This window comes from Spirochaetae bacterium HGW-Spirochaetae-1, from assembly GCA_002839375.1.
Taxonomy (GTDB): Bacteria; Spirochaetota; UBA4802; order UBA4802; family UBA5550; genus PGXY01.
Genome location: PGXY01000004.1, coordinates 528,365 through 547,488, shown reverse-complemented (window position 1 = coordinate 547,488; position 19,124 = coordinate 528,365). Strand labels below are relative to the sequence as shown.

Below are 19,124 nucleotides of genomic sequence, written 5' to 3'. Positions count from 1 at the left end.
ATTATGAAGAAATTATTCATCATCTTATCACTTTTTATTATCACGCTTTATCCACTGAAGTCTTTCGCAGAAGAAGCACCCATTATAAATTTTGGAACTATTATTTTGGGTTTAGGTGATTTAGCCTCTTTTAATAATTATAGTGGTGAATTATTTGAAAATTATAAAAACGACTTTAATTTCAACCAGGGTCTTTCTTTAGATGCACAATTTATTGTTTTCAAAGGTTTTGCGGTAGGGGGGACTCTTAACTTCAAGTACTTTGAATATGAAACATTATTACCAAGTTTCTTTACAGCGACAACATATCAATCAACTGCAAAAAATTTTATTATTGGTGTAGGGCCATCTTTATTTTATTACTATCAATTAAAGGATCTTATTCCATTTCTTGGTTTTCAATTTTTATATTCTCTTAAAAATGTAAAATTTCTCGAAAATGGTACTGAATCTGAGATGGTAAAATATAATTTAAATCTATATACCTACTCTGCAATAATAGGTTTATCATATATGTTGACTAAATACCTTGCTTTCTATTGCTCATACAGTTATAACAGACAAATGAGCAAAATGACAAACGTAAAAGTATATGGTTCAGCCCCTGATGAGATGTTTTTTTATTTTCATGATAATAAAGATAAAGAAATATGGGGAGATATTAATAGTTTAAATATCGGAGTAAAAATTTTCATTAATTGATTCATTTTCCACACGTCAGCCTTCAACATTGTGTTTCAGGCTGCCTGTTCAATATGCACAGTAAAGCACATAACAGCGAATACACTAATCACTGATGTTACATTTCGCTCAATTGGCCAAAGACGGTCAACTGCGTGTATTCGCTAACGTTATTTGCCATTAATTCCTAATATTTGAAAGGGAATTATAACGGCGGCATCCATGTCACCGTAAAAGTATCTTGTATAAAATAATAAACTATAACATCACGAAGTTCCTGGAGGAACACAAAATGAGCAATGAAGAGCATAATATCCACGATTTTGATATTGCATTAATTTGCGAATATTTTTCCAGTATGGATCGTCAAGGCCCAGGAAGCCAGGAAGCAACAATAAAAGCATTGAGCTTTATTGATAATATACACGAAAAATCAAACATTGTTGATCTTGGTTGTGGTACTGGAGGTCAAACTATAGTTTTGGCTCAAAACACTCCAGGGAATATTACAGCTATTGATTTATTCCCTGGTTTTATTGACAAATTAAATGACAATGCACAAAAATTGAATCTTCAAAACAGAGTTAAAGGCGTTATTGGTTCAATGGATAAACTTGATTTTCAATTAAATGAATTGGACCTTATTTGGAGTGAAGGAGCTATATATAATATCGGTTTTGAAAAGGGTATGAATTATTGGAATAAGTTTTTGAAAAAAGGCGGCTATGTTGCTGTTACTGAGGCGTCCTGGTTTACAGAAGAACGGCCAAAAGAAATATTTGATTTTTGGAATGAAGCATATCCTGAAATAGACACCATTCCAAATAAAATTGCTCAAATTCAAAAAGCAGGCTATGTTGTTATGGCATCATTCATATTACCTGAAATTTGTTGGATTGACAATTTTTTTGTTCCGGAAATAACAGCACAAAAAATATTTTTGGATAAATACAAAGGCAATAAATCTGCCGAAGAATTCGTAAAATACGAAAAGCATGGAGCTGAACTTTATAATAAGTATAAAGAATATTATGGGTATGTATTTTATATTGGAAAGAAAATATAGAAACCCCACGAGCATCCGTACTGACGGCTAACGTAGCGGAATTAACGGTATACAACAGGGTTTACCCGGCTCCCGCTGGTCGCCAAATTCGGGTAAACGCGAACGTTAAGTGAAATGGTTAATTTTGCCCGCCGTCCTGGCGGTCTTGATAATTAGCAATTGGAATAATATATGAATACTATTATAAAACCACTAAGAAACAGAAAAAGATCAAAAAACAAAGAATACAATATGAAGAGAAGGAGATACAATGTATTATCCCCTGGGAGTTACAGATCCAGATTATTGTATTCTAAATTTTTCAGCAGAACAAATGAGAATATATCAGAATTTTAAATCAGAAAATATTGTTATTAAGCAATTATATAATAATTGAAAACCGGGACAATTTCACTACCGCGGTACCAGGAATTTTGTCTGAAAGATTTCCCCCGGTACCGGTTTGCTGAAAAGGAAACCCTGCATTTCTTCACATCTGAGAAGGTGCAGCAGTTTCGATTGCTCCTCTGTTTCCACGCCTTCTGCGACCACCTTGAGATTCATCGAATGCGCAAGGTTGATGATTGTGGAGACCAGCGCCAGTCCTTCGGGCCCCGCAACCATGTCTATTATGAATGACCGGTCAATTTTTAATATGTCCACCGGCAATCTGGCAAGATAACTGAGAGAAGAGAATCCGGTTCCGAAATCGTCAATGGCAATAGTGATACCCAGGGCCCTTATATCCCGCAGAGTGATTATATGGCGTTTAACGTCCTCCATAATCAGGCTTTCGGTAATCTCCAGTTCCAGCCCGGACGCGGCATGAGGGCCAAGGGCGATGACTTCCTTTATCTCGTCTATAAAGCCGATATTTCGCAGTTGCAGCGCGGATACATTTACGGCGATGCGAACTACATCCAGCCCCGCTTCGCGCCAGCGCAGGTTATCCGTTACAGCCTTGCGCAGCGCCCAGCGCCCCACTTCATGTATTAAGCCGGTTTCTTCCAGAATGGGGATGAACTCCAAGGGCGGTATCAGGCCCGAATCCGGTTTATTCCAGCGGATCAGGGCCTCTGCGCTTGCGACCTTCCTGTTGGCGAGATTTATCTTGGGCTGGTAAAAAAGCACGAATTCTTCGTTGTCGATCGCCTGGCGCAGCTGGTTTTCCAGGGTGAGCTTGTGAGAAAGCGATTCTGTCATTTTCTGCGTGTGAAACAGGTACCGCGCACCGCTGGACTTTGCTTTTTTAAGAGCTGCTTCTGCGTTCCTCAACAGGATTTCAGCATTGGAGCCGTCGTCCGGATATATCGCGATACCGACTTTAGCATTGATGCGGAACACATTTTTATTCATGCTGAATTGGTGCTGGGAAAATGTTGCCAGGGTATTCTCGATAAAGTGTACCGTATCATTATCCAGATTGACTTTCGGCATCACCACCGCAAAATGGTCTGCATCTATTCGCGCCAGGAGGTTGATGCCACCTATATTGAGGCTCAGCCACTCAGCAACCTGCTTCAATAGATCATCGCCATTTTTCCATCCGAGGCTGTCATTGATGTTCTTGAAGCGTTCCAGGTCAATTTTAAATACGGCAAGCTTGTGATTTCCAGCGACGGCGCTAAGCATGTGCTGCGCCACACGGTCAAGGAACAGTCTGCGGTTGGCGAGGCCTGTGACTTCATCGTAGTACGCAAGATAGTCAAGCCGTTCCTTTTTTTCGATATGATCAATGGCAAAGGCAATGTCTCCGGCCAGTTCTTTCAACAAGCTCATTTCTTCTTTTTGAAAAAATTCTATTTCACCGGCATAGAGAGAGAGAACGCCAACGGCTTCGCCCGCAACAATCAGCGGCAAAGCGACCATTGAGAAGATACCGTATTCCCCGTATCTTTTTCCTGCAAAAACCAGGGGGTCCTTTACCGAATCTTTGGATATAACAAACTTTTTATTGGCAATGGCCTGTACCACATTTTTATTTGACACATCATCACCTGACAGCAGCAGGTTCTTTATGTCTGCCAGCAAATCCATGTTATCTCCATGCGAAGCTGCCGTGACGATCTTCTTTGTGCGCTGATCTACAATGTATAACAGTGCCATGCGGAAACCGCCTTTCTCTACGGCGATTTTACAGGCTTCATTAAACAGTCCGTTCCGGTCCTGCGCATGCACGATCAAGATATTGATACTGCTGAGTAACGAATAAAGGCGGTTGAGATATGTGATCCTGGCTTCCACTTTCTTCTGTTCGGTGATGTCTTCGCCTATGCTTGCTGTTCCGATTACTTTGCCGTATTCCGAGCGCAGCACCGTATGGTTCCAGCGTATCAACCGGCGCTCGCCTGAACGGGTGAGAATCCCGCTTTCAAGATGCCGTGATCCCGGCCCGTCCAGGAGGAGCTCCGCATAAACCTTTTTTTTCGTATCGATAATTTCAGGCGACAGAAAATGCTCCGCCCAGTACCGTCCGATAACTTCCTCTTTTTTCCAGCCGGTAATACGAAGTATATACTCGTTGCAATAGGTGATCCGTCCCTCGCGGTCGCGCATTACCGAAAGAAGCTCCACATTTCCCAGCAGATCAGTGAATTTCCGTTCACTTTCGAGTAATTTAAGTTCCTCCCGTTTGCGGTCGGTAACATCCTGATTGACGCCAATCAGCCGAATTGTGTTGCCCTGCAAGTCCTTCTGGACTCTGAGACGGACTTCCACCCAGACAATTTCCCCTTTCCCGGTTAATATGCGAGTCTCGGTCATGGAAAAATAATCCGGATCCCGGGTTTCAAAAGCCAATTGAATCTGTTGACCAATCAGGGACGCATCTTCAGGACAGACGTAACGACTGGCAAAATCCGCAGAAGACATCCGGTAGCCGCCTGCTTCCTCCGCTGTAATTTTGTGCAGTAAATAATATTGATCATTAAAGATGAATTCGTCCGTTGAAAATTCATATTCCCAGTAACCTATCCTGGCAATTGTTAAGGCTTCAGAAAGTTGTTTCTCCCGGGCCTTCCGCTCCGTAATGTCTGTCATGGTAACGACACTTCCCAGCAGTTCGTCCCGTGCGCTCTTCAGATGGCCGAGGCTTACCAGAAAATCAAACCGCTGCCCGTCGCCGTGCAGTGCCGCCTCAATCGGCTGATGAAGGTTTTGATCGATGGGGCCGAGGGAAGAAAACAGTGTACCGTCAGGCAGGCGCAGGGGAAAGGCCTGCTCAAAGAGTTCTCCCTTCAGATCCCTGCCGGAGAACTCCTGAGCCTTCCTGCTGGCGCGAATGATCCGCCCTGTGCCGTCGTAGATCACGATGGCGTCCGCGGCCTGTTCCAGAATTGAGCGTGCCAGTCTTTCATCGGCAAGTATAGCTTCATTGCGTTTCTGTTCAGTCAGGTCCATTGCCACCATACAGAAGGAATCGGGCCCCTCGCCCGGTGACATGCGGCTCACCGACAGGAAGACCGGCACCGGTGTACCGTCAGCGGCAGTAAGGGCCAGTTCCTCACGACGGGTGACGGAAATGACGTCCTGCAGCAGGGCCTTTATCACCTGCCGGCTTTCCGGCTCAAACCAGTTGTAGATCTCCGAGCCGATCACTTTTTCAAGGGGACTTCCCATCATCCCGGCAAAACGCCGGTTGGAATAGAGCACCAGACCTTCCGGAGTCATGATGACCGCCCCTTCGCTCATGTTCTCAACCAGAGTCCGGTATGGTTGATCCGCGCCCTTGAGGATAAACAACCGTGCACCGGCCGCGCCCGGAACCAGCAGAGCGTCAGCCTCGCCTCCCATTATATCGCGCAGAGATTGTTCGGCGATTTCAAGCCGGGCGCGAAGATCTCTGTTTTCCGCGAGGAGATTCTGGTGGGCTGCAGGTTTTTTTAACATCACGATTTCTTCTTAATATCGAGCCCCACCAGCACGCGGTCGGTATTCGACAGATCGCCGATAACGCGGCGCAGAGGGGGCGGGAGTTTCTTGATAAGTGTCGGCACGGCGACAATCTGTTCACCCCGTGCCAGCTGCGGTTGCTGGTACAGGTCAATTACGTCAAGCTCATAAAACCCTTTCAGATTTTCCTCGCAGATTTTTTTAATGTTGGCAATGGTGTTGCTGGATTTCGCAGAATGTCCGGCAATATACAGTTTCAAAATATAATATTCGGAAGATTTTTTTCGCGTCGGACTTTTAACTTTTGGTTTCGCGGCGAAGTCCGGGTTTGCTTTCATTTCGATTTCACCTTCCCTTTGTTCGGCTTAGCGTCAACATTACGGCTTATTCCCATATCCAGGCGTCCCTGCGCGAGCTGCGCTTTCTCTGCTGTTTCCTGGCCGATGATTTTTAACGAGGCGATCTCCTGCACTGCGAACTCCGCGCGCAGCATGGCAATCTGCGCCTCCAGGGTCGTTCGTTTGCGTTCCAGCTCGATCCGCCGGAGCTCAACGTCCTGATTGCGAAGTATAAGCGATGCTTCATTTTCCGCCTCCTTCGTCAGCCGCGCCGACCCGGTCAGTACCCCCTCCGGCCCCACGTAAACGTCACGTAATTCCACGCCGTGGCCGGTGAGTAAAAACTCTCGAATCTGGTTTGAGTGCGACATACCGCGGGATTTCATGATAGCCAGGAGGCGGTTGCGTTCGCTGCCGGTATCGATATCGCGCAGAAGCAGCCAGGTGTCAATGAGGGATGAAATAGCAACCTCTCCTTCATCCATCGGGCTGCTGCCCTTGGTTAAATTGGTGTACAGGCCAGTAATCTGATTCGTTTTTAGAAAATCCGTCAGTCGCATCAGCATTGAGTTGACCGCAATCTCGTTATCCCCGATGATGAAACTGTTTAACGGATCCAGGATCGCAACCTGTGGTTTGAATTTAGTGATCAAATCGTGTTTTACGGCCAGGTGCGATTCAAGGCCCATAAAGGAAGGACGCATCGAATGAATCTCAAGCAAACCTTTCTTTGTCCACTGTTTCAGATCGATCCCGACGGAAAGCATATTGCGCATGATCTGATCGGGTGACTCTTCGAATGAGAAATATATTACCCGCTCATTGCGACGGCAGGCTGCTTCTGCAAAGTGCGCGGCAAAGATGCTCTTGCCAGTCCCCGGCGAGCCGGAGATCAGAACGCTGCTGCCCCTGTAATAGCCCCTGCCCCCCAGCATGGCATCCAGCCGCTCAATACCGCTGGATATGCATTCACTGGAGGCTCTGTGGTCCAGATTCAGCGAGGTGATGGGAAGTACGGAAATGCCGTCGATATTAATCAGAAAGGGGTACTCGTTTGTGCCGTGCTTTGATCCGCGGTACTTCACCACGCGAAGGCGCCTCGAAGAGGTCTGCTCGTTTACGTGGTGGTCCAGCAGGATCACACAATCGGAGACATATTCTTCCAGTCCCTGGCGTGTCAGCGTCTTATCTCCGCGTTCGCCGGTGATGATGGCCGTCACCCCTTTCTCCTTCAGCCAGAGAAACAGGCGGCGCAGTTCGGCGCGCAAAATAATCGTGTTGGTGAAACCTCCGAAGAGCGACTCGATGGTATCCAGCACAACCCGCTTTGCTCCAATGGAATCAATTGCATAGCCCAGCCGGATAAACAAACCTTCAAGGTTGTATTCGCCGCTCTCCTCAATTTCACTTCGTTCGATGAGGATATAATCCAGGATCAGTTTTTTGCGCGCAATGAGGGCGTTCAGATCAAAACCGAGAGACTTGACATTATCAGTCAGATCTCCGACCGTCTCTTCGAAGGTCATGAATACCCCCGGCTCATTGTATTCTGTGGCTCCCCGGACCAGAAATTCCATGGCCAGCAATGTTTTGCCGCAGCCTGTACCGCCGCAAATAAGCGTCGGTCTTCCTGCGGGAAGTCCTCCATCGGTAATTTCGTCAAGCCCCTTTATACCGGTGGGAGCCTTGGACAGTTGAGCCCCGGCCTTTTTTCTTGAGTTGCTTCCGGAAGAGGGCTTTGATTTTGCCATAATTTATTCCTCATTTTTTAAATACATGAACAACTGCCCACAGTGCACTAATAATATAGCCTTACCAGCCCAATGATTCAAATTTATTGTATTAATTGGAGGCAGATGTCACATATTAACGGCTTTTTTTGTGTTTATCTGATTTTTAATGGTTTTTGTAAGGAAAGGACCCCAGGAATAAGTGAAATACAGTTTTCCGCTCTGAATTACATTGTCATGCAGGAAATAACGCGCAGCTTAACAACTACACAGGACTCCGAAAGACTCCGCCCTGCTTGGGTTGCGCCCATCCGAGGGCTATGGCAGAATAAATTGTTCCGCTTTTTATAGTGATGGTTCTGACCGAATGATATTGTTTCTCTTGATAAATTCCCCGTGGCCATAAACTTCCTTGCCGATGAATTTCATTTCCACGGCTCCCGCAGGGCAATTGTTAATGCAGCCAAGACATGCTATACACTTACCTGTATCTACGGTCCCTTCTTCGGGATTAATGGCATTGACGGTGCATGCTCTTTTGCATTTCCCGCAGCTAATGCATTTTTCCGTATTGATCCTGTGGCCGGTTATCATGAGTTTTGTCACACCGATAGAAGGACTCCCCTTGATTATGTTTCTCATGCTGAAATTTCCCGATACTTCTGCAGTATTTCCTTCTGAAATTTTAGTAAAAATTTCAAGAGCGAATTTCTCAGCGGCGCTGAATGTATCAGCCCCGGGTCGATCCTTATATTTAAGGACTCGCTCACTGTTACCCGAGGACCAGGTTAGAGCGTAAGAAGACATGCAGCTGAATTCAGCAGTACCTGCAGGGACTCCCCCTTTCTTTGCAAGGAGTTCCGTGAGTTCACAAACAGTATTATGCTGATTTCCCCCCTCACCTCCGAATGTGACAAAAACAGCAATCGGTGTACCGTCGATGTGAGGTATCCCATCAAGCCATTCCCTGAAATTTTGCGGGACCTCATAATAGTATACCGGGGTGCCGACAGCTATAATGTCGTAATTATCAAGTGATCCCTTGTCGATATCCCTGTAATCACCATAATCTACTTTAAGCCCCGTTTTTTTCCAGGCCGCTGCTATGGCCCTGCCGACTCTTTCGGTGTTCCCTGTCTGGCTGTACCACATAATCAGCCCTTTACCAGGTTTTCCTTTTTTCATGTTAACCCCTGACATTACAATTTTTCTCATCCCTTTCCCCAGGGCAGTGAGCCCTATTGCTGCAAAAATCCCTGTGATAATAAAGCTTTTCCTTGATAACACTCTATACCTCAGTTTTATATTTTTATAATTTGACAATTATCGAACTATCTCCCTTTAGTCAACTAAATAAAATGCGAAATACCGGGTTTTCTGTGATTAATTGAATTAAATAGAGTCATTCGATGGATGCAGGTAATTTTACATGAAATATCAAAACTTGATGATCATAAAGGTATTGAATTATTACATGTTTGTGGTGCAGAATGTTCAAGCTCGACATCGCCCATACCATGCATGTTGAGTTATACGATACATTTCACCCATCATACCGGCGGGCAGAGGAGGAAATAAATATCACATGTATAAATTCATTTTCTGCATTATGCTGATACTGTTGTCATGTAATTCCGGTAATAAATGCATAAATTATAATCCATTACATCTATCCAAAGATGATTACCATATTGTCGACATGACAATTACCGGCCCGTTAAATACTCATGCAAATTCTGATATTATTATGATTTCGGGCAGTTGGGATCAATATGATCTGATCGGAGAATTCCAGATTGTAAAATATTTTGACATTCAAAATTACTTATCGTCAGATTTATTGCGCTTATTGTATAATTCCTCTATTGATCCTTTCAAGGAAAAAGAATTCAATACTGCCATTCATGACATCATTCTCAATTCCAGCAAAAAGGCTATTGAAATCGGCAATACATACAAAGCCGATGCTGTCTTTTTTTATGGCAGTAAAACAAATCCACTATCTGAATACAAAAAAAACACCATGAATATCAGGCTAAAAGAAGGCTGTGATAATTATATATATTCCAAATATTTGCTTTTAAAAAACAGGCAATGAACTATCATACATATACAAAACCGAGGTTACATTCATGTCAATAGTTGTGGCGGTCAAAAAACAGGGCAAAATAATCATCGCAGCGGATTCCATGATTTCTTTCGGCAATACGGTCATTCATGAGGATAACAGTCCCGTCAACAAAATATACCGCGTGGGCGGCACCTATATCGGCACTACGGGATGGTCCATTTATGACAACATACTCAACGATTACCTGCAGAAGCAGCAGGATATTGACCTGGAATCACGCAACGCGATCTTCTCGTTTTTCATTAACTTCTGGAAGACCATGCACAATGAATATTCCTTCGTGAATGACCAGAGCGAAGACGAGGAGAAATCTCCCTTTGCCGACCTTGACAGCGAATTCCTGGTGGTCAACCGGAGCGGCATTTTTTTCGTATCTTCGGACATGGGCGTAACCCAGTTTAAAAAATTTTTCGCCATCGGTTCCGGATCAAGCCTGGCCCTGGGTGCTCTGAACGTGCTGTATGATCTTGCTCTTTCCCCTGAGGAAATCGCAAAAGCGGCCATTAACACGGCAATCAAGTTCAATGATGCCTGCGGAGGCAGAATAATTATGAAAAAACTGGATCTAACATAAGCGGCACCATATCATGAAACATAGCAAAGTCATTGACCGGCTGAAAAAATGGCGGGACCGGCAGGCAACGCTTGTGGTCATTCTGTACCTTTCCTGCAAGGACCCGCGGGTGCCCCGAACGGCAAAAATCATAGCCCTCAGTGTCGTTGCATATGCCCTGAGTCCCATTGACCTCATCCCCGATTTCATACCCGTGCTCGGTTATCTCGACGACCTGGTGATCATTCCCGCGGGCATTTATATCGCCCTCAGGCTTATACCCCGGGAGGTAATTGAAGAAAACAGGGAACGGGCGGAACATATCAGGAAAAATGATCTTCCCCGCTTCAGAGCTGCAGCAGCAGTTATCATCATTATCTGGATTTTACTTATCCTCGCTGTCGTGTATTACCTGTATTATCATGCATAATTGAACGTGACCGCATTGCATGGTATTTCCCTTACCGAAAAAATATCTTAAAACACATGATTATAAAATAAAAATTAATTGCATTTTTGAAGGGGCCTGTTATATTTATAGTATTCAATAAGACATAATAGTTTAATTGTTAATGCTGAATTCCGAAAATAAAACATTCGTTCTCGACACCAACGTTGTCCTCTACGACTACCGCTGTATTTATTCCTTTGAAGAACATAATGTCGTAATACCCATCACGCTCCTGGAAGAAATCGACAAATTCAAACGCGGGAACGAGATCATCAATTTCAACGCCAGGGAATTCTCACGGGAGCTGGACGCCCTCATCGGAGACAAATTTCTCCATGAAGGCGTAAAACTGGAATCGGGCGGCGTCATAATAGTTAAAACCAATATAAAAAAGGACGACTATCTCCGTGAAATTTTCTGGGAGGATAAACCCGACCACCGGATTCTGACCGTGGCGTATAACCTCTCCAAGGAATACGGTACGGATAAGGTATGCCTGGTATCCAAGGATATCAATCTCCGCATGAAGTCCAAGAGCATCGGTGTTTTTGCCGAGGATTATGAAACGGGGAAAATAAAGAACATCGATGAACTCTACTCGGGGAAAAACATGATCGAAGGCATTCATCACGATGTCATCGACCGAATATACAAGGAAACGCATGTCCCCCTGGAGGAAACGGGTATCGGCATTACGCCCGTTCCAAACGAAAACTTTATCCTGAGGAACACCAGCCAGAGCATCCTGGCCACATATATCAAAGAGGAAAACGCCCTTCGCATCGTGGAAAAAAGACGGGCCTACGGCATCACCCCCCGCAATGCCGAACAGATTTTCGCCCTCAATGCCTGCATGGACCCCCGCATCTCCCTGGTCACCCTTTCTGGCAAGGCCGGTACGGGCAAAACCCTCATGGCTCTGGCCGCTTCCCTTGAAAAAAGAAAAGAGTACAAGCAGATATTTCTGGCCCGTCCCATCATCCCTCTGTCTAACAGGGACATCGGTTATCTGCCGGGCGATGTTCATGATAAACTCGATCCCTACATGCAGCCCCTTTTCGACAACCTCTCCGTCATTCAGAACCAGTTCGCCGAGGATTCCCCCGACTACAGCCGGATAAACGACATGATCAGCAATAAAAAGCTGCTCATCACGGCCCTGGCATACATCAGGGGGAGAAGCCTTCCCCGGGTATTCTTCATTGTGGACGAGGCCCAGAACCTGACGCCCCACGAGGTAAAAACGATCATCACCCGGGCCGGCGAAGGCACAAAGATAGTCTTTACCGGAGACCCCTACCAGATAGACACGCCCTATCTCGATTCCCGCAGTAACGGTCTCACCTGCCTGATCGATAAAATGAAGGGCCAGGAAATATACGCCCACATAACCATGGAGAAGGGAGAACGCTCCCTGCTGGCTGAGATAGCCTCGAATCTGCTGTAGATATTCAGGAATTTACTTCGCGAAAAACCACTTGATGGGACACAAGATATCTTACCTGAACCTGTTCCTGACAACCAATAGGTCAGATTACTGGCATAAAGTTCCGGACAGGCAAGGCTTTTAAAATTTTACCGAGAGCTATTTCCCGGGCCGATTCACATTACCGGATGAACTGCCATTCAAAGGTATAGCCCACAACCCGTATGCGGCCGGTTTTCCCCCAGACAGCCACCTTCGTGTGCCTTTGATTGCACAGGTATTTGCCGATGAAAGCCTTCACCAACTCATCCTGATGTTCCAGATTGTTAAGCAGTTCCTCAGGGATCTCGATATTACCATTGAGATATCTCTCGGTTTCACAAAGACCCCGTTCAATAGGCCATTGCCGGATGTTATCCGTTGTATGAAGCAGAAGGTCAAAGGATGCCCCCTTTACATGAATCCGCAATGTGGCGGGTGAAGTATAGCACCAGAAATCCAACAGTTCGCCCGCCCAATATTCTTTCGTGATAGTCCCCGGCGGTGTAATTCCATCCGGCAGGCTGTTAACGTTCTCCATGTTTATTGAATAGTATGCATCCTCATTATCACCCAGGTTCTCCAGTGAGCTGTCATAATCTCTGTTCTCAAGGATGGTCCCGGCAAGGGGCTCACCAGTATTATGGAACACCCAGGACCCGGGACCCTCCATCTCCGTTACATCCTTCTCGAAGTAACCGGTTTTTCCCTGTTCATTCATCCCCTCTACGCGCATTGTCCTGTGAACGCAATTCTTGCCGATACGGTAAATGCTGATTCTGTCCGTAATCTTCCCCTTGATTTTCGGATGCATGATCCAGGGAGGAGAGGGAAGCTGCATTTTCGGAAACTCTTTGCCCCTCTGATCGTAATAGGAATACTGGAAAAAAATTGGATCGTTCCCGCCAAGATCGAAGTCATAAAACCGGGTGAACATATCGCCATATTCATTTATAATGAAAAGGAAAGAACCGCTGCTGCTCACGTTTACTGCCCTGAATCTTCCCCGGTAAGGTGTGGTGATTTCATAACTCAGGTCCTGGGGAAGCCATGGATCAATCATTGTCAGGTTCTGTCCGGTGCTGTTCAATGTCCAGATGTGAGAGCACCTCCCAAGGCCTATCTTAAACAGGTTCCCGGCGGGGTCTGTCCAGTTACTATCGGTTACGGGAGACACACTTGACCAGTCCCATTTGATTATATCCTCGGGAAGTTTCATTCCCACGCCCAGCCAGAAGGGCGGGCCCCAGTTTTTCTGCCAGAAGAAGAGGGATCTGTCACTCATGGCATTGTTCATTGTATAGATATCATGCTCGCTGTTAATGGCAATCATGTATTCATTGTCCAGGGCAATTTCAATTACATCTCCTTCAAGGCCGTCGGGAAGGTCCAGACTTTGCCACTCTTCATCAATGCCGGTCTGTTCCAGGTTGGCCTTGATCCAGATGGAACCCCCGCGGTTTGCGGCATAATATTTATTGTTAAAGGTCTCCTGGTTTCCCCGGAAGATTATTTTTACCGGAAGATCAGGAGGGGTCAGAGCATCGTCAGTCTGGTAACACCGGATAAATCCTGATAGTGTAAAAGATAGCAAAAGGAAAACCAGTTTCTTTTCCATAGGATACTCCGGAAAGGTTAATTTTTGGATGCCAAATATTAAACCAACCAGACGGTTTGTCAAATATAATATGAATAAGTGAATAATTTTTTCATTTGTTCATATTACTTAATAGAGATTCTTTTTAGATAAGGTTTCTATCAAAAAAAGGTAATTATTCACCGCCTGTAACCGTCAGTGCAGGAGTTCCAGGCCACAATAAAACTGGAGCCGACGCTCCCTGCTGTCCACAAAGCCGAAAATATTTCCATAGAGCATTTTTCCGTACAGGCCCACTGATCGTCCCACGGCCTTCCACTCGTAGAGCATGCCAGCCTTGACCACAACAGTATTCACGTTGTTGATAACGGGATATGAAACCGTCCTGGTGACCACCGATCCGCCGTCATTGAAATAGATATCATCGTCGCGCTCGGCGTATCCCCGGAATATGCACCGGTCAAAGACGGAAAGAAAGACCCTCCAGCTGCCGCTTACGGAATAGGCGATATCAAACCCGGCCGAGAGGCCATGACTCTGGGAGAGATCCGTATTGTGCAGTTCCGGCGTATTTTTCGAACAGAAATAAAACTGGTAATCAAATATGATGGCCATCTCGATAATTTTTTTCCACACAAAACGGCCCCGCAGGAGCATGGAATTGAGATTGATGTTCCGGTAGAGATTGTCATAAATCATTTCATATGCGCTGTCGTTGTGTTCATAAAATCCCATGGTGGGGTGAGCGCTTTCGTGCTCAAATCCGCCATAGAAGGACAATTTCTGCACATCATCATCCAGCACGGCATGGCCGTAATACAGTGACGCGAAACCGCGCCAATTGTGATTTGGCAGAATTCCCTGACTGAAACGCTTTTCATTTCTTGATTCAAGAAAAGCTCCCAGGTACAGGTTCCAGAAGGAAATATGTTCCCCTATTTTTGCCGATGGCACTCCGTAAAATTCAATGCCCGACGAGGGATTGTCGGGGTCTGCCAGTACTCCCGTTCCGGCCCATACCACCCGTATGAAAAACAGGAAAATTATAACCGTAAAAAGAATTTTTTTTTCAAAATGCATAGTTATCCACCAGAGTCAAAATAATTTTTTCAATAAGCCCCATCATTCTATATACGGGATTATGATACAGGACATACCAGTACCTGTCAATTCTATTGACTCAATGTTTCCATTATAGCGTTTATGATGCCGCTCCGTCATCACAGAAAATGGAATGAATTAATTTCACCGCCGAGTATTGACTGAAAGAGCTTTCTGTACTATGATCAAAGACAATTAACAGAATGGCGGACTATGATGATTAAAAAACTGCGGGACTACATACTGGAACCCTATTACCGGCATCCCTTCATCGAGCAGAAACAGGCCCAGGCGCTCTTTTTCTATATTTTGATGGGCATACCGGTCATTTTCATCATCCTGCTCCTGGTTGCTTTCTTTTCCCCTGAAAATTTCATGGCAGTATTTCCTGTGATCATCTTCATGTCTGTTGTCGCTCTGATTTCCCTGTTTATGCTGCGTCGGGGATTGTACGAAATAGCAGCCAATACCATCACGATTAGTATTCTGGTTTCCCTCCTCGGCGGACTGGCTATCTGGGTAAAAACCAATCCCCTGTTGGTATTCTCTTCAGATTTTTATCTGCTCCTTGTGGTGATAATACAGGCCTCGTTGTTCTGCTCCCGGAAGTGGGTCATCTTTTACAGCCTGACCATATTGATTGCAAATTTCGCATTCTACATCGCGGTCTTCTACACTACCGATCCTGCCAATCACGGGAATATCACCCTCAGTGTCATCTTCATCACACTTGCCGTCTCCCTCTTAACAATACTGACCCAGCTATCCACGGGCATCTTTACCAGCGCCATGTCAAAACTGGAGAATGAACTGAAAGTTAATGTGGGGCAGTTCCTGACGATCCAGGACCTCCATGATTCCTCGGAAAAGCTTCAACATGATTATGATACAGTAAAAGAGGTTTCCCTCAAGGACGCACTCACGGGCCTGAAAAACCGGCGTTTTCTCAATGAAATAATTTTCGATGAAATCAATATATTTTTAAGTCAGAAAACATCCATTATCAGATCCGGTATTAACAAGAGATCACGGATCCTGGGTGTATATGGCATCTTTATCGCTGACATCGATCATTTCAAAAAAGTCAATGATACGTATGGCCATGATTCCGGCGACATGGTTCTGCAGCAGCTTTCGGAGCTGCTGCTTCATTCCATCCGCAAAGATGACATAGCGATTCGATATGGCGGCGAGGAATTTCTCATCATTCTGAAAAACTCCACTGCTGAATTTCTTCCCGAGTTCGCGGAAAAATTACGCACGGCCATCGAAGCCTTTGATTTTAAATTGCAGAATGGTCTTGTATTGCGGCAAACCTGTTCAATAGGCTTCTGCGGCCTGCCCTTCGATGAGAACAATCCCGACAGCATCGGCATGAATGACTGCATCTCCCTGGCCGATGGCGCGCTCTATTACTCCAAAAATAACGGACGTAACAGGTGGACGGGAATAGAAAAGGGATTGTTCGAACTGAGAAGTGAGCAGATCAAGGAAGTGTGTTCCTCGCTGGAAAATTCCTGCAGGGAGGGCGTTATACGGCTTCGAACCGGAAGGGCCGGCCAGGAGGAGTATATCGAAACATGATTCTATCAGCTGCTTTGCGACAGCGCCATGAGGTTCTGGGCCGATTGCGCTATTTCCTTTGACGTTCCTGTTAGCTCCTCTGATCCCGACGCAATCTCCTGGGCCGTGTTATTGATAACGGTAAGACTCTTGCTAACCTCTTCAAAGGCCTGTTTCTGTTCATTGATGGCCACGAGAATGTTGTTAGCTTCGTCGATAACACCTCCCAGTGATATCCGCGCCTGCTTGTTCTGTTCCAGGTCCTGCCTGGTTATCTCCCGCACGCCGTCCACCATGTTGCTGAAATCGGAGATGTGGCCTATCATGCGGTTCAACGATTCAATAAATATCTCCATTGTTTTGTAGGCCTTGTTAATTTCCGTATTGCTGCTGGCGAAAAGATCATTGATTGATTTCACGTTGGTTGAAGTGTTATCGGCGAGCTTACCGATCTCATCGGCAACGACGGCAAAGCCCCGGCCGTGTTCCCCGGCCCGTGCCGCCTCGATGGCCGCGTTGAGCGAAAGAAGATTTATCTGTTCGGAAATATCCTCGATAATTTTAACCGTTTCTTCAACGTTTTTAAATCGCGATGCCGCGCTGCTCATGACCTTCAGGGTGTCCTGAATTTCCAGGCGGGATTTTTCCACCATGTGATTTAGATCATCACGAATGACCATACCCCGCTGCATGTTTTCCTCAGCCTTGCTGACAATGGAATACAGAGCCTCCATCTCATTGCGGACCCTCTGGGTCAACTGAACCTGCTTCTCGGCCATGTGGTACATGCTTTCCCCGCTTGCTGCCACTTCCTCGACTGTGGAGGTTATTTCCTCTACGGAAGACGCCTGGGTCTGAGCATTGTCCGAAAATGAATCGACGGCCCCGGCCATCTGTTCCGTTGAGGCAGCCAGCTTTGAGGCCACTTCCGTGGTCTCCTCAAGAATATTCCTGATATTGGAACTAAAGCTGCGGTTCTCATCCAGTGTCTGCCTTATGCGCAGATTTGCCGTATCGGAAATGCTGGCGAAGGCATAGCAGCAGGCGCCCGAGAGGATATAGGTTATAAGCCCGTCGGCGGTAAAGTCTACCATCTGCTCCCCGGTCAGAGAACCCCTGGCCAGAAAAAACTGCCCGACGGCTACTATGAGAACTGAATTGAGGCCCGTGTAAATCAACACCCATCTTTTCCTCGTCAGGATCGTGGCCAGAATAATGATTGGGTAGAGATAATCGATTGAATTCATCTTTGTGACGGCATCCTTCTGGGCCGTGGTGGAAAAAAAAGATGCCCATATCCCGGCCATCATGATGACTACAAGAAGATGTGAGGCAGCCCTGCTCTTCCCGGCCCGGACAAGAAAAAGGGAAACAGCCACCATCACTTGTATGGTGAGAATGGAAAGCACACTTACATTCAGGATATCCCGACCCATTTTAAAAAGGTATACATTGACCAGTACTCCCAGAAGCAAAAATATAACTCCGGCCATGATAACGATGACCTTCACCTTCTGCTGTTCCGTGTAATCACTGTCTTCATATTTATTCAGAAAATAACCGAATAAACTGTTCATGATATTTCTCCTTTACCGCCCTACCGGGTATGAATACACATAACTCTTCTCATAATTTCGTATCTACAATGTATCTCGACATCAAACAGAAACAGCTTATATCATACAACAATCAGGGATAAAGGTCAAAACTTTTATTTGCCTTTCCATGGAAGCAAAAAAGCTCCATGAAATAAATGCGGGAAATCAGGGGATATGTATCATTATAAATAGAGAAGGGATGTTTCGCTTATGCCGGATATTTAAGCCAGTCCCGGCTCCGTTAAAATGAAAATATAACAAAACCGAAACCGGCCTAATCAGAAATGATAATAAGAGATATACTGCTGTTGTCAGCCTATTGCGGTCCAACCCATGAAGCCGGTTCTCCAAATATCATGAAGGGCGAGGGGTTGATGGACCCGCCGCCCGCCGCCATATGCCCAACACCGATAAACAAATGATCATTAACCTTCCGGAGTTCATCATGCATGGAATCTACGGGAAAGGAATTGTAGGGACTGTAATCAAGATGATAGGAATCGCGTTCATCATAGGCTGATTTGCCCACATAGGTGTCAATTCTCCGGGTCCTGGTTTTAATTATCTTTCCATCATCGCCGGTAGAAGAAAAGATATTATATCCCGACCCCTTTTTGGCATCCACGGGCCGGAAGGCCTTACCGGTCCATTTTCCCGGCCCAAAAAAATGATCTGTATAAAAGTCAACACCGGCTGCCATGATCCCGCTGGGCAGATTTGCCGCCAGGTATTCACCGTTCAGGTCATTAATTTCCGGAGCGGGCAGTGAATAGTAAAGCTGGAGAAAACGCGACTTGGAAAGTTTTTTGATGTCCTCTACCGTGACCTCAGCCATTTTTTTCCCCATAATTGCCTCGGCGCTTTCTCCCTTATATCCAAAGCTGTTTTGAAGAATATTTATTCCCGTAATGCCGATGCTGCTGAAAAGCAGTACGGCCACTGCGATAAGTATAATTTTCTTTGCGTTCATTGTGTCCTCC

15 protein-coding genes are annotated in these 19,124 nt (G+C 45.7%); 7 read left to right on the top strand and 8 right to left on the bottom strand.

What is annotated here, in order from left to right; translation table 11 throughout:
• Positions 1-3 precede the first annotated feature (3 nt).
• Positions 4-702, top strand: a complete 699-nt coding sequence (locus CVV44_10255) for a hypothetical protein (GenBank protein PKL39235.1) — start codon at positions 4-6, stop codon at positions 700-702.
• A gap of 271 nt (positions 703-973) precedes the next feature.
• Positions 974-1,747 carry an SAM-dependent methyltransferase gene (locus tag CVV44_10250; GenBank protein PKL39234.1) on the top strand — a complete coding sequence of 258 codons (774 nt, stop codon included), beginning with the start codon at positions 974-976 and terminating at the stop codon, positions 1,745-1,747.
• Positions 1,748-2,140: 393 nt separating this feature from the next.
• On the opposite strand, the gene CVV44_10245 is transcribed toward CVV44_10250, so the two are convergent.
• The 4 genes from CVV44_10245 to CVV44_10230 form a co-directional block, all read right to left on the bottom strand.
• Positions 2,141-5,614 carry a hypothetical protein gene (locus CVV44_10245; GenBank protein ID PKL39233.1) on the bottom strand — a complete coding sequence of 1,158 codons (3,474 nt, stop codon included), beginning with the start codon at positions 5,612-5,614 and terminating at the stop codon, positions 2,141-2,143.
• The gene (locus CVV44_10240; GenBank protein ID PKL39232.1) at positions 5,614-5,955 is read right to left on the bottom strand and encodes a circadian clock protein KaiB; all 342 of its coding nucleotides are present in this window, start codon (positions 5,953-5,955) and stop codon (positions 5,614-5,616) included. Before CVV44_10240 ends, CVV44_10245 begins: the two co-directional genes overlap by 1 nt.
• Complete coding sequence (locus CVV44_10235) at positions 5,952-7,706, bottom strand: KaiC 1 (protein PKL39231.1); 1,755 nt, start codon at positions 7,704-7,706, stop codon at positions 5,952-5,954. The genes CVV44_10240 and CVV44_10235 overlap by 4 nt, the downstream gene beginning before the upstream one ends.
• A 324-nt stretch (positions 7,707-8,030) precedes the next feature.
• A complete protein-coding gene (locus tag CVV44_10230; GenBank protein PKL39230.1) occupies positions 8,031-8,900 on the bottom strand; it encodes a hypothetical protein in 870 nt (289 codons plus the stop codon).
• 370 nt (positions 8,901-9,270) lie between these two features.
• Between CVV44_10230 and CVV44_10225 the strand changes: the two genes are divergently transcribed.
• The 4 genes from CVV44_10225 (at position 9,271) to CVV44_10210 (ending at position 12,267) form a co-directional block, all read left to right on the top strand.
• On the top strand, positions 9,271-9,783 hold the full coding sequence (locus tag CVV44_10225) for a hypothetical protein (GenBank protein PKL39229.1): 513 nt from the start codon (positions 9,271-9,273) through the stop codon (positions 9,781-9,783).
• Positions 9,784-9,817: 34 nt separating this feature from the next.
• Positions 9,818-10,390 carry a hypothetical protein gene (locus CVV44_10220; protein PKL39228.1) on the top strand — a complete coding sequence of 191 codons (573 nt, stop codon included), beginning with the start codon at positions 9,818-9,820 and terminating at the stop codon, positions 10,388-10,390.
• Between the two features lie 13 nt (positions 10,391-10,403).
• Positions 10,404-10,799, top strand: a complete 396-nt coding sequence (locus CVV44_10215; GenBank protein PKL39227.1) for a hypothetical protein — start codon at positions 10,404-10,406, stop codon at positions 10,797-10,799.
• Positions 10,800-10,941: 142 nt separating this feature from the next.
• Positions 10,942-12,267: a ribonuclease gene (locus tag CVV44_10210; protein PKL39226.1), complete on the top strand. Its 1,326-nt coding sequence runs from the start codon at positions 10,942-10,944 to the stop codon at positions 12,265-12,267.
• 160 nt (positions 12,268-12,427) lie between these two features.
• Here the strand turns inward: CVV44_10210 and CVV44_10205 are convergent, their stop codons facing one another.
• Both CVV44_10205 and CVV44_10200 read right to left on the bottom strand, forming a co-directional pair.
• On the bottom strand, positions 12,428-13,903 hold the full coding sequence (locus tag CVV44_10205) for a hypothetical protein (GenBank protein ID PKL39225.1): 1,476 nt from the start codon (positions 13,901-13,903) through the stop codon (positions 12,428-12,430).
• A gap of 174 nt (positions 13,904-14,077) precedes the next feature.
• Positions 14,078-14,962 carry a hypothetical protein gene (locus CVV44_10200; GenBank protein PKL39224.1) on the bottom strand — a complete coding sequence of 295 codons (885 nt, stop codon included), beginning with the start codon at positions 14,960-14,962 and terminating at the stop codon, positions 14,078-14,080.
• 234 nt (positions 14,963-15,196) lie between these two features.
• Here CVV44_10200 and CVV44_10195 point away from each other — a divergent pair, with 234 nt between their 5' ends.
• A complete protein-coding gene (locus CVV44_10195; GenBank protein ID PKL39223.1) occupies positions 15,197-16,567 on the top strand; it encodes a hypothetical protein in 1,371 nt (456 codons plus the stop codon).
• 5 nt (positions 16,568-16,572) lie between these two features.
• Here the strand turns inward: CVV44_10195 and CVV44_10190 are convergent, their stop codons facing one another.
• A complete protein-coding gene (locus tag CVV44_10190) occupies positions 16,573-18,123 on the bottom strand; it encodes a hypothetical protein (GenBank protein ID PKL39222.1) in 1,551 nt (516 codons plus the stop codon).
• A 337-nt stretch (positions 18,124-18,460) separates the two neighbouring features.
• Positions 18,461-19,114, bottom strand: coding sequence for a hypothetical protein (locus tag CVV44_10185; GenBank protein PKL39221.1), 654 nt, complete (start codon positions 19,112-19,114; stop codon positions 18,461-18,463).
• Positions 19,115-19,124: the final 10 nt, after the last annotated feature.